Genomic DNA, 15,285 nt, shown 5'->3' on the forward strand with positions numbered 1-15,285 from the left:
CGGGCCCCGCCCGTGCTCCCACGCGCGCAGGTCACGTCCGCGGCAGCCGTACGGTGAACACGGAGCCGGCACCGAGGGCGCTCGCCGCGGAAACCGAACCGCCGTGCGCCTCGGTCAGCTTGCGGACGATCGCCAGGCCGAGGCCGCTTCCGCCGGTGTGTCTGCTGCGGGACTTGTCCGCCCGCCAGAAGCGGTCGAAGACGTGCTCCAGCTCCGCAGGCTCGATACCGTCCCCGGAGTCGGCGACCTCCACGACCAGGTCACCGCCCTCTCCGCGGGCCCGTACGACGACCCGGCCGCCACCGGGGGTGTGCCGGATCGCGTTGGACACCAGATTGCCGATCACCTGCCGTAGCCGCACCCGGTCGGCGTCGGCCACCAGATCGGCGGCCACCTCGATCCGCAACGTCACCCCCGCCGGACCGGCCGTGCCCCGGTGGGCCGCCACCACCTGTTCGAGCAGGTCCCGCACGTACAGCGGTTCACGGTGCAGCACGAGGCTGTGGGTGTCGGCCGCGGCGAGGTCGCGCAGGTCGTCGATGACGTGCTGCAACAGCACCGCCTCCTCCAGCAGGAGCGCGACCAGGTCCTGGTCCACCGGGGTGAGGCCGTCCTGCCCGGCCTCCAGCCAGCCGCGCATGTTGGTCAGCGGGGTGCGCAGTTCGTGTGCCACGTCGCTGACCAGCGACTTGCGTTGCCGTTCGAGCGACTCCCGGCGGTCGGCGAGGTCGTTGAACGCGGCGGACAGCCGCCCGATCTCGTCCCGTGTCGTCACCGGGACACGCACGGCCACGTCCGCGGGGTGCTCGGCCGCGCTGATCAGGGCGCGGAGCGGACGTACCAGCCGCCCGCCCACCAGGGCGGTCAGTGCGGCGGCGACGGCCAGGACGAGGCCGGCGGCACCGGCGATGCGCAGGGTGTTCGCGGTGGACAGGTGGAAAGCCGAGGCGTTGCGGCTGTCGTGGTCGCCGACGAACAGCAGCACGGGAGGCGAGACGTAGGCGGAGAGCTGCTTGCTCCGGGCCTCGGTGACGCACTCCTGGGCCGCGCGGTCGGAGTTCTTGGGCCCCCTGTCGTTCAGGGTCCAGGAGAAGTCCGCCCAGACCACGAGTCCGTCACGGCCCTGCTGCTTCATGCACTCGGAGGCCAGCTCGTTCACCTGGTCCAGTGGCAGCCTTTCCGATCGCAGGGGCTTCCTCAACTCGAGTGCGTCGCACACGAGGCGTCCGTCCAGGCCGGGGTCGGGCCGCATCGTGGGCCGTCCGCTGGGCAGGGTGGTGAGCCGGACGGCAACGCCCTCGCGGCGCAGGCACCGGGCGATCCGGTCCGCGGTGCGCCGCAGCTCCCCCCGGTCCTTGGCCGGCAGCAGGAACGGGCCCACGGCACGCGGATCGATCGGGCCCGCGTCGGACAGGACCGGATCCGTCCGCAGCGGATCCACCAGCGCGGTCGGCCGGTAGGGCAGCCGGACACCCTCCTCGGACCCGGCGACCCGGGAGCGGGCCGGCGTGGTCACCGTGATCGCCCGGCCGGTCCGTGCCGCGAGGTCGCCGACCAGGTCCTGCACGCCGCTCCAGTCGGTGTGCGTGGCCGCGTATGCGATCAGGGCGTCGTAGACACGGGTGTCGTCGTCCAGCGACTGGCCCTGCTGGTCGCGGATCGCACCGGTCGTGCCGGCGACGGTGAGCCAGGCCGTGGCGGCCACCGCGCAGACGGCGACCAGCAGCGAGGTGGTGAGCAGGCGGGTGAACAGCCCGAGGTGCGGCCGGATCCTAACGCGGCCCAATTCCGCCCTCCCCGGTACCGCGACCCGGGGTCAGTTTGTAACCGATGCCGTAAACGGTGATCAGGTATTCCGGGCGGCGCGGGTCGGGTTCCAGCTTCTTCCGCAGATGCATCATGTACATGTCGATCGTGCGTTCCGACACCGAGGAGTCCCAGCCGACGGTCCGGTCGAGGAGCTGCCTGCGGGTGAACACCCGGCCGGGCTCCGCGGCCAGGGTTGTCAGCACGGTCAACTCGCCGCGGGTACAGGTGACCTGGCGGCCCGAGGGGCCGACCACCTCGTGGTGGAGCGGATCCACGGTGATGGGGCCGACCCGGAGAACGCCGTCGTCCGGCTGCCGCGTCGAGCCCTTCACCCGGCGCAGCAGCGTACGGATCCGGGCCATCAGCTCGCGTGGGCTGTAGGGCTTGGTCATGTAGTCGTCGGCGCCGAGGTCGAGGCCGAGCAGCAGGTCGTCCTCACCGGACCGCGCCGTCAGCATCAGGACCGGCATGTCAGACTCCTGGCGCAGGATCCGGCACACGTCGTGGCCGTCGGCCTTCGGCATCATCACGTCCAGCACCAGCAGGTCGGGCCGCAGCCGGCGCGCGGCGTCGATCGCGGCCCGCCCGTCGTGCACGACTGTCGCCTCGTGCCCTTCCGACCGCAGGTACATGCGCAGGACCTGTGCCTGTCGTTCGTCGTCCTCGGCAACCAGGATGTGTGCGCTCATGGCGGCGACTATAGGACGGTGTTTCGGCGGGCCCGGGACGCTGACAATCTCGCTACAACTTGGTGAAACCAGCCTGACGACGGTGTGAGACCTTCTGCTCCCATGATCCGAGTCACAGCGCACACCAGGGACGTCGGCGCGTCCCACCCGGCCGTGGAGCCCGGTCGGTGACCGGCGGAGAGACGGAGCCGATACCGGTCGCAAAAGCCCTGCCGGACGGGGACGTGCCGACTGTGGAGTCCGAGCGGGGCGGAGCACACGCGGCCCCGCGCAAGCGCCGTCGGCGCATCCGTACCGCCGTGGCCCTGACCGTGCTGACCCTGACGGGCGCGGGTGTCGCCGCGTCGGCGCCCTGGAAGTCTGGCGCCGACGCGGCGCAGGCCGAGCCGGAACCGGAGACCAGGACGGTCAAGGTCGTCCGCACCGACCTGACCGACACCCGGACACTCGACGGCGTCCTCGGATACGGCACGTCGCGCACCCTCAACGGCATCGGGAACGGCACGGTGACCTGGCTCGCGGCGTCCGGCACCACGGTGTCCCGGGGCGAGTCGCTGTACCGCGTCGACGACCGGCCCGTGCCCGCCCTCTACGGCAACGTCCCGATGTACCGGCGGCTGGAGGCCCTGAACACCGTGGGACGTGATGTCCGAGTGATCGCCGACAACCTGCGGGCCCTGGGCTACGACATCGGCCGTCAGCCCGGACCGGGGGAGACCGTCACCGGCCCGGTCGCCCCGACCGGCACGGAGCGGCCGAGCGGTACCGGGCCATCGGGCACGGAGCAGGACGGGAGGGCCGGAGGGGGTACGCCCGCAGAGGGAGGGCAGCGGCCCTCGTCCGGACCGTCGGTCGCTGCCCCGCAGCCGGGTACGGGGGACGGAGGGGACACGGACAGCAACACGTCCTCCGAGCAGCGGTCCGCCACCGGTCCGATCAAGATCCGCTCCGAGGACGGCGTACTCACCCGGTCGCTGATCGACGCGGTCAAACGCTGGCAGACCGACCTCGGTGTGCCGGCCACCGGTGTGATCGAACCCGGTGACGTAGTGGTGCTCAAAGGTGCCGTCCGGGTGGAGGGCGCCGAGGTCCAGCCCGGTGACCCGGCCGACGGGCCCCTGCTGCGAACCACCCCCACCAGCAAGGCGGTCACGGTCGACGTCAGCGCCTCCGAGGTCGGCGCCGTGAAGAAGGGAGACGCCGTGACGGTACGGCTGCCCGGCGGTGAGAGCGCCGCCGCCGAGGTGGCCTCCATCGGCAGCTCGGCCAAGAGCTCGTCGTCCGGACAGGGACTGCCCGGGGAACTGCGCGTGACCGTGACGGTCGCGTTCAAGGACCCCGGCAGGGTGAGCGGCCTCAACTCCGCTCCCGTCCAGGTCGAGTTCGGCTCCGAGTCACGCAGCAACGTGCTCGCCGTTCCCCTGACCGCGCTGCTCGCACTGCGCGAGGGCGGCTACGGGCTGGAACTCGTCGGCGGCCGGCTGGTGGCCGTGGAGACCGGACTGATCGCCAGAGGGATGGTGGAGGTCAGCGGTGACGGCATCACCGAGGGCGCCCGGGTGGTGACCGCGTCATGACGGCGGTGCTGTCGGTACGCGACGCGGTGGTCGAGTACCCCGGCGGAGTCAAGGCGCTGGCCGGTGTCTGCCTGGAGATCCAGGACGGCGAGTTCCTGGCCATCGTCGGGCCGTCCGGCTCGGGCAAGTCCACGCTGCTGAACGTCATGGGCACCCTCGACCGGCCGAGCAGCGGCGCCGTCGTCATCGCCGGACACGACGTCACCACCCTGCCCGACCGGCAGTTGTCCGCGCTGCGCGGCCGTTGGCTCGGCTTCGTCTTCCAGCAGTTCCACCTGACCGACGGACTCTCCGCCACCGAGAACGTGGCCACCGGCCTGCTCTACGCCGGAGTACCGCGCAGACGCAGGGCGCCCCTGGCGCGCGCCGCGCTGGAACGGGTCGGCCTGGGCCACCGTGCCGATCACCGGCCCCACCAGCTCTCCGGCGGCGAACGCCAGCGCGTCGCCATCGCCCGCGCCCTGGTCCACGAACCCGCACTGGTCCTCGCCGACGAGCCGACCGGCGCGCTCGACACCGCCAACGGCGTCGCGGTGCTGGAACTGCTCACCACGCTCAACGAGGAGGGGACCACCATCGCGCTCATCACCCACGACCGTGACATCGCCGCGAGCCTGCCCCGGCGGGTGGAGATCCAGGACGGGCGCATCGTCGCCGACCGGAGCGAGGGGCACCCGGTCGATCGGCCCGATGCCCCTACTGCCGTCTCGCGCGGCGCCCTGGGGAGCGCGTGGTGACGCCCGGCCGACGCCGCCGGTCAGCGACGGACCGGCCCGAGACCCCCTGGACCCGCCCGGTCAGGCTCTCCCCGGCCGACCTGCTCCGCCTCGGCCTGGTCGGCGTCCTGACCCGGCGGATGCGGGCGGTGCTGTCGGCCGTCGGCATCTCCATCGGCATCGCCACGATGATCGTGGTCACCGGCATCCCGGCCTCCAGCCAGCGGGCCCTCGACGACGAGCTGACCGCGCTGGGCACCGACCGGCTCCAGGCGGTCGCGGACCGGGACGCGGCGCAGGACGGCACGCCGGTCTCCTTTCCCGAGAAGTCGACCGCCATGGTGGAGCGCATCGGTGCCGTCGAGGCCGTCACCGCAGTGGCCAACACCCACACGTCCGTGAAGCGTTCGGACAGGGTCGGCCCGCTCGACGAGTCCGGCCTGACGGTCCTGGCCGCCCGGCCCGACCTCCTCGACGTCCTCAACGCCAGGGTCGGCTCGGGCCAGTACCTCACCCAGGTCACCGAGCGGTTCCCCACCGTCGTCCTCGGCTCAAAATCAGCTACCCGCCTGGGCTTCTCCGAGGTACGCCCCGGTGAGCCGGCGCCGCTCGTCCTCCTCGGCGACCAGTGGTTCAGCGTGAGCGGAGTCCTGCACTCCGTGCCGCTGGCTCCGGATATCGACCGGGCCGTCCTGGTCGGCTGGGACGCCGCGCGCCGCCACCTCGGCTTCGACGGCCGCCCCACACAGTTGTTCATCCAGGCGGACGACAAGCACATCGCGGACGTACGCGCGGTGCTCCCCGCCACCGTCAACCCCGAGTCCCCGAGCATCGTCCTGGTCAGCCGCCCGTCCGACGTCCTGGCGGCCAAGCGCTCCGCCGAGGCCACCTTCTCCGGGCTGTTCGTCGGCCTGGCCGGCCTGGCTCTGCTGGTCGGCGGCATCGGCGTCGCCAACACGATGGTGATCTCCGTGCTCGAACGCCGCCGCGAGATCGGACTGCGCCGGGCCCTGGGCGCCAACCGAGGACAGATCCGGGGTCAGTTCCTGACCGAGTCCGTGGTGCTGTCCGGCCTCGGCGGACTCACCGGGGTCGTCGTCGGCGTCCTCGCGACCATCGGCTACGCGGCGCTGAGCGACTGGCCTGCCGTGATCCCGCTGGAGGCGGTGACCGGCGGGTTCGCCGGCGCGGTGCTCATCGGTGTCGTGGCCGGTGTGTACCCGGCCGTCCGTGCCTCCCGCCTGTCGCCCACCGTGGCGCTGGCCACCACATGAACAAGGAGTCGACCACCATGCGTGATGCAAAGCGAACAGATTTCGGGTTCCACCGGGCGGGCCTCGTGCGCCGTCTCACCGTGGCCGCCGTGCTGGCCTCGTTCACTCTCCTCACCGCCTGTGGCGCAGGAGGCGGCGACTCGCGGGCCTCGTCCGGCGAGTCGGGGGACGACAAGGGGGTCGCGAGCGTGACCGGCGGGGACAGGAAGCCGACGGGGGCGGCGACGCAGGCCGAACGCCCCCTCCTCCGCCCCGACACGTCGGCGGAGGAGGAGGAGAGGCTCCACCAGGTCTACCTCAGCTGTCTGGAGCAGCACGGATACAAGAAGCTCGAGGGCTACAGCGGCAAAGTGGGTGACCCCCGCAAGCCGGACGCGGCGACGGTGGCGAGGAACGAGGAGAAGTTCGCACCGGCGCAGAAGGCGTGTGCCGCCAAGGAGCCGGAGGAACTCTGGCAGCGGGCCTACCGGGAGGATCCCCAGTACCAGGACAAGTTCGACAAGTGGCTGAAGTGCATGCGCTCCCACGGCCTCAAGGTCGCGCCCGCAGCCGACGATCCCGGCATCCTCTCCTTCGACCAAGGACTTCCGTCGGCCGACATGCAGAAGTGGGTCGACACGTGCGAGGCCCAAGCGTTCACGGGCGAGTAGCCGTGCCGGATCGGGCCATGGGAGAGGAGGAGTCCACCACCATGAGTGAGGGGGTGAGGACAGCTTTCCGGTCCCACGGCTCCGTTCCCCGATTCCCGCCCCGGAAAAGCCTGCGAATCCTTCAACACCGCCGCACCCTGCCGCGTATCCCCTGACGACGCCATTGTCCGGCGCCCTCACGCGCCGCAGGACGGAAAACTGAAGGAGAGGTCTCTTGGAAAATGAGGATCTACCACCCGCGGCACCCGCTCGCGAGCTGCGTCGCAGGACCGCGCTGCTCGGTATCGGGGCAGTGGCAGGTATCGGGGCGGTGGACGTCGGCGCGTTCGCGTACGTGAGCGGACGGGCGACGCCGGACAGGCTGACGCCGGCTCGGTTGGCGGACGGGTTCGAGACCGTGTTCGGCAAACATCCGGGGTACAGACGCAACCACGCCAAGGGGGTCAGCGTCACAGGGGAGTTCGTCGCCAACGGAGTCGGAACCGCGGTGTCGGAGGCCGTGGTGTTCGACGACGGCAGACGGACTCCGGTGACGGGGAGGTTCTCGCTGTCCGGGGGCGTCCCGGACGTCGCCGACGCCACCAAGACCGTACGGGGACTGGCGCTGCGCTTCGACCTCCCCGACGGTGAGCAGTGGCGCACCGCGATGGTGAACCTGCCCGTGTTCCAGGACCGCACCCCCCAGGGCTTCTACGACCGGATGCTCGCCTTCAAGGCGCTGCCGGACACTGGGCAACCGGATCCGGAGAAGAAGGCCGCGTTCCTGGCCGAGCATCCCGAGACAGTACGCGCCATGGAGCTCGCCAAGAAGCACCCGCCGACCTCGGGTTTCGCCGACAGCACGTTCAACGGCCTCAACGCCTTCCACTTCACCAACGATTCGGGCGGCAGCGTCCCGGTCCGCTGGTCCATGGTCCCCCTCCAGCCGGTGCACACGGCGGGCGAGGGGCCGATCGGCAGGAACGAGCTGTTCGAGACGCTGATCAGCGCGTTCGACAGCGGACCGCTGCGATGGCGACTGGTGCTCACCATCGGCCGGCCCGAGGACCCCGTCGACGACGCCACCGTCCCCTGGCCGGCCGGTCGCCGCACACTGGACACCGGGATCCTGACCCTCACCTCCGTCCACACCGGGGCGTCGGGCAACGCGCGGGACATCAACTTCGACCCCACGGTCCTGCCACGCGGCATCAAGGCGTCCAGTGATCCACTGCTGAGTGCCCGCTCGTCCGTTTACGCGCAGTCCTTCGCGCGGCGTACGGGGGAGCCGGACACGAAGGGTGCCGTGAAGGTGGCGGGGAAGCGCGATGACTGATGCCGCGGCGGGGGCGTCCGCGGCCCCCGACTTCCCGGTCCCGCAGGATCCGGTCGCCGACGTCCCGGACCGGTACACGCTCTTCTCCCGCTGGCTGCACTGGGTGATGGCCGTCCTCATCGTGGCCATGCTCTTCATCGGCGCGGCCATGGTGGCCTCCCTGGCCGACTACCGCCTGCTGGTGTCGGTGCACAAACCCCTGGGCATGGCCGTGCTCCTGCTCGCGGTGGTTCGGCTGGTGAACAGGTTCACCCGTCGGGCACCCCCGCACCCGAGGTCGATGGGCACGGGCGAGCGCAGGGCCGCCCTGGCGTCCGAGTGCCTGATGTACGGCCTGATGGTGTCCCAGCCGCTGGTCGGCTGGGCCATGGTGTCGGCGTCCGACACACCGTTCACCGTGCTCGGCGTGCGGGTGCCGCCCATCGCGCCGGCCGACCCCGGGGTCTACTCCGCTCTGCACGAGACCCATCTGGTCTTCGGCTACGCGCTGTTCATCCTCTTCACCCTGCACATGCTGGCCGTTCTGGTCCACGTCCTGGTACTGCGGGACGGGCTCCTCGGCCGGATGGCCCTGTGGCGGACGTCCCGGAAGGAACCGGTGGCAGTGCGGAGGGTGAGCCCCTGACCCACTGCTCGCGCCTCCCTTCGGCCCTTTCGCCGCCTGGTGCTCGAGACGTGGTGAGCGGTGCGCGTGGGGCGGGGGGGGAGGGGCGCGCGGCGACTCCCCCCCATCGAGGTCGCCGTACTCGGTCCTCGGTGTCGTGTCAGCTCTGGCGGACTCCTCGGCGCCAGATCGCGCTGATGTCGAGCGTGTGTGAGATGGCGTCGAGCGGGTTGCCGTCGACGAGGAGGAGGTCGGCGCGCAGACCGGGTGCGATCCTTCCGCGGTCGCTGAGGTCGAACCGTCGGGCCGGCACGGACGTCGCGGCGGCGAGGGCGGCCTGGGGGGACAGTCCGGCCCGGACGAGCAGGGTGAGTTCGTGGTGGACGCTGGCGCCGTGTGCGACGCCGCCGTGGCTGGGCACGGGGACAGAGGCGTCGGTGCCGGCGAGAATGTCGACGCCTGCGGCGTGCAGGGCGGCGACGCTGTCCAGGACGTGCTGGAACGTGCCCTGGGGGTAGGAGTTGAACGTGCCGCGCAGAGTGTCGAGCCATGGCTGTGACAGGCGACCGGCGACGCGGGGGTCGTCGGCGAGGTGCGCGGCGTCGCGGCCCATGAGCGAGGAACTGACGGCCAGGCACGGCGTGATGAAGACGTCGGCGTCGCGCAGGGCGCCGATGATGGAGTCGTCCGCCCGCTGGTCGATGAAGAGGTGGGCCAGGCCGTCGACACCGACGTCGAGGGCCTGGCGGGTGGCGGCCAGAGTGATGGCGTGGGCGATGACCTTGAGTCCCAGCCGGTGGGCCTCGTCCACTCCGGCCTTGATGGTCGTGGAGTCGATCACGGGAAGGCCTGCGTGGCCCATGACGGTGCCCTCTTCGATCATCACCTTGATGTAGTCCGCCCCGGCCTGGGCGAAGGCCTGGACATGGGCGCGGGCCTCGTCGGGCGTGCTGACCGACGGCATCTGCCACCCCTTGTGTTCACCGGCGGCCGGGTCGTGCTCGCCCAGGTCCCCCATGAGTTCGCTGGGGTGGCCGTCCTTGGCCATCATGGCGATCAGCGCGGAGCGCACGTCGGCGATGGTGTCGTCGTTCTCGACGTCGGTGCGCTGCTCGGGTGTCCAGTAGCCCTGCATCTCCAGTTCGGTGGTCACGCCGAAGCGCAGAGCCTCACGCAGGGAGTCCACCGAGGTGTGTACGTGGCTGTCGATGAGGCCGGGCAGCAGACAGCCGCCCCTCGCGTCGACGATCTCGGCGTCCCGGGGCGCGTCCAAGGCGCCGACGGCGGTGACGGCCTGGCCCTCCATGGTGAGGGTGGTGGCGTCCAGCAGTTGCCGGCCGTCGAAGACGCGGGCGTTGGTGATGTGTGTGGCGGTCATTGCGTGTCCTTCCATGGGAGTTGCCGGGATCCGCGGGCGCGGCGCACGGGGCGTCGGGGCCGGCGGACGACGCGGTTCGAGCAAGCCGTCCGTACTGACGGCGGTGCTCAGGTGGCGGAGGCACTGTCGGCCGCCCGCTTGGGCTCTGCCGCCGCCCCGCCGGGCTTGCCGCGTAGTGGCACTTCCTTGATGAGAAGCGACGCCGGAAGTGCGGCGAGAGCGATCAGCGAGCCGGTGAGGAAGATCAGGTGGGTGGCATGGACGACATCAGCCAGGTAGGCCTCCCGGGCGGCGTCGGACAGGCGCCCGGCGGCGTTGCCGGGGAGAGCTCCCTCGCCGGGCGCCTGGCCGGCACCGGCGACGGCACCGGTGAACAGGGAGGCGAACACGGCGAGGCCCAGGGAGCCGCCGAGGTTGCGGAAGAGGTTGGTGGCCGCCGACGCGGAGCCGATGTCGCGCGGCTCGACCGCGTTCTGGGCGATGGTGTTCGACATCTGCAGGGTGAGGCCGGTGCCCGCGCCCACCAGAGCCATGTAGGCGGAGGTCGTGAAGCGCGAGGTGTCGGTGTCCATCGTGGACAGCAGCCCCATTCCGGTCACGAGGAACAGTGAGCCGAGAACCGGAAAGATCTTGTAGCGGCCGGTGGCCGTCATGACCCGGCCCGCGATGTTCGAGGTGATCAGGGTCGCGATCATCAGCGGAAGCAGGAGGAGCCCGGAGTTGGCGGCCGAGGCACCCTGGACCACCTGCAGGTACAGCGGCAGGTAGAGCGTGGCTCCGAACAGTGTCACCCCGGTGACGGTGAGCAGGACGGCGGAGAGCGGGAAGTTGCGGTGGCCGCTGTAGATGCGCGGCGGCATCAGCGGTTCGGCCACACGGCGTTCCGTGGCGATGAACGCGGCCAGCAGCACGCTCGCGGCGAGCGCGAGGGCGACGATCTGCCAAGAGCTCCAGGCGTAGGTGCTGCCCGCCCAGGTCGCGGCCATGACGAACGCGGAGATCGCGCCGGTGAGGAATGTGATGCCCCACCAGTCGAGGGTGATCCTTCCCTGCCGCTTCGCCGCGGGCACGCGCAGCATGATCCAGCACCAGGCGATGCAGATCAGACCGATGGGCACGTTGATGTAGAAGGCCCAGCGCCAGCCGAGGTGCCCGGTCACGAAGCCGCCGAGCAGTGGGCCGCCGAGCTGGCCCAGAGCCGTGACACCGGCCACCATGCCCTGGTAGCGGCCCCGCTCCCGCGGCGGCAGCAGCGCGCCGATGAGAGCGAACGCGCCGGCGCCCATGCCGCCGGCGCCCAGCCCCTGGAGCACCCGGAAGACGATCAGCCAGTCGATCGAGGACGCCATACCGCACAGCACGGACGTGATGAGGAACAACACGATCGAGGTGAGGAACATCGTCTTGCGATTGAAGAGGTCACCCAGCTTGCCCCACACGGGCGTGGAACACGCCGTGGCCAGGGTGTAGCCGGTCACGACCCACGACATGTGCTCCAGACCGCCGAGGTCGGCGACGACGGTCGGCATCGCTGTGCCGACGATGAGCGCGTCCAGCATGGACAGCAGCAGGGCCAGCATGATGCCCAGCAGGACCCAGCGGATGTTCTTGGGCACTTCGATCGGATCGGTGGTCGCGGGTGTCCGGCCCGCTCCGGAGGGGGACGGCATGAGACTTGACCCCTTGAGGGCTAGACGGTCGGTTCGAGCTGACCCAACCGTAACGAACATGTTCGTAGCGAACAAGTTCGTTACGTGTTGGCTGTTCATGGCGCCGCTTCAGCACGGGATCCGGACCACCACCCGCCGCACACCGCCCTTCCAGATCGACTCCGTCACGAAGCTGTGGACGGCCACGCCGGTCACGCAGCTCGCGGACGAGGGCCTGACCGGCCTCGACGCGCCGGTGCGCGACCGGCTGCCGGAGTTCCGCATCGCCAGGGCTCCTGGCAGGCCGCGTTCCCGCCGCTCACGGTCACCCTGCCCGCCCGGAGCGTGCCCTTCGCCTCGGTCCCGACCCCGCCCGACGGCGGCGACTTCGGCTTCATCGAACCCGATCGGTCCGCCGGCTCGGCCGGCGGACCGCGGTGAGGATGTGAAGCGCCCGAAGGGCCGGGGAACGGTCAGTCGCCCAGGACGTCGGTCACCTTGAGTTGGTCCACGTCGACCTCGGCGACGGTCAGGTCGTCGTTGAGCACCCACGCGGTCTTCGAGTCGGCGCTGAAGCTGATCGCCTGGCGGGGCCCCTTCAGGGCGCCCTTGGAGCCGCTCTTCACCGTGCCGATCACGGAGTTGTCCTCCGTGTTCACGGCGGTCAGCGTGTTGTCCGCCATGTTCCCGGAGAGCAGGACCGACCCGTCGGGGGAGAGCGCGGCACCGTAGGGCGTGTCGCCCACGTGGACGCTGGTCCTCGCGCCGGACTCCAGGTTGATGACGGAGATCTCGTCGGACTCGCTGTTGGCCGCGTACAGACGGTCGCCCGCACGGTTGACGGACACCGCGCGCAGGCCCTTGAAGTCGCCGATCGTCTCCGGCTCGGCGCCCTTGTTCTTGAGGTCGACGATCGAGACCTCGCCCTCCCCGTAGTTGGTGACGTACAGCTTGTCACCCGAGTACGAGAGCTTGGTGCCCTGCCGCGGCTCGTGGAAGCCGGTGAGGACGTCCGTCGGCCTGTTGTTCTCGAGGTCGACGACCGTGACGGTGTCCGCCGCCGCGTTGTTGGCGTACAGCCACTTGCCGTCCCTGCTCTGCGCGGTGCCGAACACACCGGCTCCGAGCGGCAGACGCTGCGTGACGTGGAAGCCGGCCATGGAGATGCGGTCCACGACACCGCGCGCGCTGTCGGACACGGTGAAGCTCTTGCTGTCCGGCGCGAACAGGATGTTGCGCGGGCTGACGTAGCCCTTGATCTCGGCGACCTTGCGACCGCTCGGTACGTGGATCACGACCAGGTGGTCAGAGTACGAGTTCGTCGCCACGGCGAACCGCTCGTTCGGGCTGACCGCGAGGGTGTTGTTGGTGGCGTCGACGGTGGGGTCCTGGTCCTTGGGATCCTTGGGGTTCCCCTTCTCGATCTTGCTGGTGTAGGCGCCGAAGTCCACCACGGTGGTGGTGAACCCCTTCGACGACTTCGTCTCCGGTGAATCCGCGCTGGCCGTGGTCACGGCCGCGCCGGACAGGGCGAGCGCCGCGAGCGCGGTGGTGGTGATCATCGTCCGACGCGTGGTCCTGAGGCGTTTCACCTGGGCTGTCTCCTTGATCTGGGTGTCCCCCGCCGCGCATGACCGGTTCCCGGGCGCCGGCGGCATGGGAGCTGCTTACGGGCCGGTTCGCGCACTTGGTCGGCTCTGTAACCGTTGTCATGAGGTGATACGCGGCCGTGCTCCGTCGTGTTGAAGAGGAAGTGGATCAATTTGCACGGGCGGCGACCGGGCCGGAGCCGGGACCCCACCGGGCAACGGCCCGCCGAGATCGGCGGCGTGAACCGAACCGGTGGCGGCCCCGTTCGGGCGGGAGGAAGGCCAGCGACCTCACGGAAGGACTCGCCTTGCGTTCTCCTCACACCGGCTCCGGCGGCCGGCGCAGATCCCGCACCTCGACCGCGTTCCTGCTCACCGCAGCCCTCGGCACGACGCTCCTGGCCGGGACCCGGCCGCCTTCGCAGCGGACCGGCAGACGGCCGGCCAGGGCGTGGCGGAGCCGGGCACCGACATCACCGGGAACGGCGGTGTCCTCACGGCCCAGTACCCCGAGAGCGGTGACGAGAGTGAGCACAAGCTCATCGACGACGACGTCACCACCAAGTACTTCACACCGCGTCCGTCCGCGTGGCTGCAGTACCGATCGACGACCGCGGCCGCCATCGACCACTACACCCTGACCTCGGCCGACGACGCGGCACCGCCTGACCGGACCGACCCGGAGAGGGAGCCGGGACACCGACGCCCCCTGCGGCCCACCCCACCCGGCACGGTAGTGCCTGCGCTACCACGGCTCGGCAGTGGACGGGATCGAGACGCCATGGGCTTCCGAGGGACGCTGATCCATGTCAGCAGGAGCGTCCAGCAGGGAGTTTCCCCGTGTCTCAGCATCGTGCCTCCAGGTCCCGTCTCCGTCGCCGGTCGGCCATCGCGGTGTCCGCACTCGCGGTCCTGGGCGGGATGGTGGCGGTGGGTCTGCCCTCGGCGAGCGCCGACCAGCCCGCCGCCAGGCCGAACGCCAAGGTCCAGCGGAGCCTGGACGACCTCGTGGGCGACCACGGCTTCCCCGCCGCGCTCGCCTCCGTGCGCGACGAGAAGGGGCACACCCGCAACTACACCGCCGGCGTGGGCGACCGGGCCAAGAAGAGGTCCAGGGTCCCGGTCGACGGACAGATCCGCATCGCCAGTACCACCAAGCTGTACACCTCGACCGTGGTCCTTCAGCTGGTGGGCGAGGGCCGGATCGGTCTGGACACGACGGTGGAGACCTACCTGCCGGGCCTGGTGCGCGGTGAGGGCATCGACGGCCACGACATCACCGTGCGGCAACTGCTCCAGCACACCAGCGGACTGCCCAACTACACGGAGACCATGCCGAAGCTCTCCGAGTGGCAGCACACCTTCGTCGACGACTACGACCTGCTCGACAAGGCCTTCGAGGAGAAGGCGTCGTTCCCCCCGGGCAAGGGCTGGGAGTACAGCAACACCAACTACACCCTCGCCGGCCTGATCGTGCAGAAGGTCACCGGCCGCCCCATCGGTGAGGAGATCACCGACCGGATCATCGAGCCCCTCCGACTGCGTCACACCTACTGGCCCGGCCAGGGCGAGCAGACCATCCGTGAACGCCACCCGCACGGCTACGGGTCCGACACACCCGGCGGTCCGCTCTTCGACGCCACCGAGCTGGACCCCTCATGGGGCGGAGCGGCCGGGCAGCTCATCGCCCGCCCCAGCGACGTCAACCGTTTCCTGACCGCGCTCATGGACGGCAAGCTCCTGCGGCCCGCCCAGCTCAAGGAAATGCGCACCACAGTGGAGACCAAGGGCCTGCACGACGGCTGGCGTTACGGCCTGGGCATCGTCGAGATGCCGTTGAGCTGCGGCGGTGTCGCCTGGGGCCACGGCGGCGACTTCGACGGCTACGAGAACCGCAACGGCGTCACCGACACGGGCCGGGCGGCCACCGTCGCCGTCACCGCCCTGCCCTCCACCCTCAAGGCCGCCGAAGGCGTCAACGCCGCCCTCGACACCGCCCTGTGCACCCGCTGACCCACACCCCCACTGCTGCTTC

At 70.6% G+C, this 15,285-nt stretch carries 14 protein-coding genes; 8 read left to right on the top strand and 6 right to left on the bottom strand.

Annotated features, from left to right (window positions below):
• Window positions 1-31 precede the first annotated feature (31 nt).
• Window positions 32-1,786, bottom strand: a complete 1,755-nt coding sequence (locus ACGH7X_RS41175; protein ID WP_399896325.1) for a sensor histidine kinase — start codon at window positions 1,784-1,786, stop codon at window positions 32-34.
• Entirely contained in the window at window positions 1,773-2,498 is a 726-nt protein-coding gene (locus tag ACGH7X_RS41180) for a response regulator transcription factor (protein ID WP_399896328.1), read from the bottom strand. Before ACGH7X_RS41180 ends, ACGH7X_RS41175 begins: the two co-directional genes overlap by 14 nt.
• A gap of 167 nt (window positions 2,499-2,665) precedes the next feature.
• Between ACGH7X_RS41180 and ACGH7X_RS41185 the strand changes: the two genes are divergently transcribed.
• The 6 genes from ACGH7X_RS41185 (at window position 2,666) to ACGH7X_RS41210 (ending at window position 8,655) form a co-directional block, all read left to right on the top strand.
• Window positions 2,666-4,075, top strand: coding sequence for a peptidoglycan-binding protein (locus ACGH7X_RS41185; RefSeq protein WP_399896330.1), 1,410 nt, complete (start codon window positions 2,666-2,668; stop codon window positions 4,073-4,075).
• Window positions 4,072-4,812, top strand: coding sequence for an ABC transporter ATP-binding protein (locus tag ACGH7X_RS41190; RefSeq protein ID WP_399896332.1), 741 nt, complete (start codon window positions 4,072-4,074; stop codon window positions 4,810-4,812). Before ACGH7X_RS41185 ends, ACGH7X_RS41190 begins: the two co-directional genes overlap by 4 nt.
• Window positions 4,806-6,065: an ABC transporter permease gene (locus ACGH7X_RS41195; protein WP_399896335.1), complete on the top strand. Its 1,260-nt coding sequence runs from the start codon at window positions 4,806-4,808 to the stop codon at window positions 6,063-6,065. Before ACGH7X_RS41190 ends, ACGH7X_RS41195 begins: the two co-directional genes overlap by 7 nt.
• Window positions 6,066-6,082: 17 nt before the next feature.
• A complete protein-coding gene (locus ACGH7X_RS41200; RefSeq protein ID WP_399896338.1) occupies window positions 6,083-6,715 on the top strand; it encodes a hypothetical protein in 633 nt (210 codons plus the stop codon).
• 214 nt (window positions 6,716-6,929) lie between these two features.
• Window positions 6,930-8,030 (top strand): catalase family peroxidase, encoded by a 1,101-nt coding sequence (locus ACGH7X_RS41205; protein ID WP_399896341.1) that lies wholly within the window; start codon window positions 6,930-6,932, stop codon window positions 8,028-8,030.
• Window positions 8,023-8,655 (top strand): cytochrome b, encoded by a 633-nt coding sequence (locus tag ACGH7X_RS41210; RefSeq protein WP_399896344.1) that lies wholly within the window; start codon window positions 8,023-8,025, stop codon window positions 8,653-8,655. Before ACGH7X_RS41205 ends, ACGH7X_RS41210 begins: the two co-directional genes overlap by 8 nt.
• 139 nt (window positions 8,656-8,794) lie before the next feature.
• Here ACGH7X_RS41210 and ACGH7X_RS41215 read toward each other — a convergent pair whose 3' ends face one another.
• Together ACGH7X_RS41215 and ACGH7X_RS41220 are read right to left on the bottom strand one after the other, a co-directional pair.
• Entirely contained in the window at window positions 8,795-10,012 is a 1,218-nt protein-coding gene (locus ACGH7X_RS41215) for an amidohydrolase family protein (protein ID WP_399896347.1), read from the bottom strand.
• A gap of 107 nt (window positions 10,013-10,119) precedes the next feature.
• Window positions 10,120-11,682: an MDR family MFS transporter gene (locus ACGH7X_RS41220; protein ID WP_399896350.1), complete on the bottom strand. Its 1,563-nt coding sequence runs from the start codon at window positions 11,680-11,682 to the stop codon at window positions 10,120-10,122.
• A 97-nt stretch (window positions 11,683-11,779) separates the two neighbouring features.
• On the opposite strand from ACGH7X_RS41220, the gene ACGH7X_RS41225 reads away from it, so the two are divergent.
• Window positions 11,780-12,163 (top strand): serine hydrolase, encoded by a 384-nt coding sequence (locus ACGH7X_RS41225; protein WP_399897722.1) that lies wholly within the window; start codon window positions 11,780-11,782, stop codon window positions 12,161-12,163.
• On the opposite strand, the gene ACGH7X_RS41230 is transcribed toward ACGH7X_RS41225, so the two are convergent.
• Both ACGH7X_RS41230 and ACGH7X_RS41235 read right to left on the bottom strand, forming a co-directional pair.
• Window positions 12,135-13,253, bottom strand: a complete 1,119-nt coding sequence (locus tag ACGH7X_RS41230; RefSeq protein WP_399896353.1) for a YncE family protein — start codon at window positions 13,251-13,253, stop codon at window positions 12,135-12,137. The genes ACGH7X_RS41225 and ACGH7X_RS41230 overlap by 29 nt on opposite strands.
• A 316-nt stretch (window positions 13,254-13,569) precedes the next feature.
• On the bottom strand, window positions 13,570-13,785 hold the full coding sequence (locus tag ACGH7X_RS41235; protein WP_399896356.1) for a hypothetical protein: 216 nt from the start codon (window positions 13,783-13,785) through the stop codon (window positions 13,570-13,572).
• A gap of 305 nt (window positions 13,786-14,090) precedes the next feature.
• Here ACGH7X_RS41235 and ACGH7X_RS41240 point away from each other — a divergent pair, with 305 nt between their 5' ends.
• On the top strand, window positions 14,091-15,263 hold the full coding sequence (locus ACGH7X_RS41240) for a serine hydrolase domain-containing protein (RefSeq protein ID WP_399896359.1): 1,173 nt from the start codon (window positions 14,091-14,093) through the stop codon (window positions 15,261-15,263).
• Window positions 15,264-15,285: the final 22 nt, after the last annotated feature.

Source organism: Streptomyces sp. BBFR51 (assembly GCF_044591655.1).
In the GTDB taxonomy this organism is placed as follows: domain Bacteria; phylum Actinomycetota; class Actinomycetes; order Streptomycetales; family Streptomycetaceae; genus Streptomyces.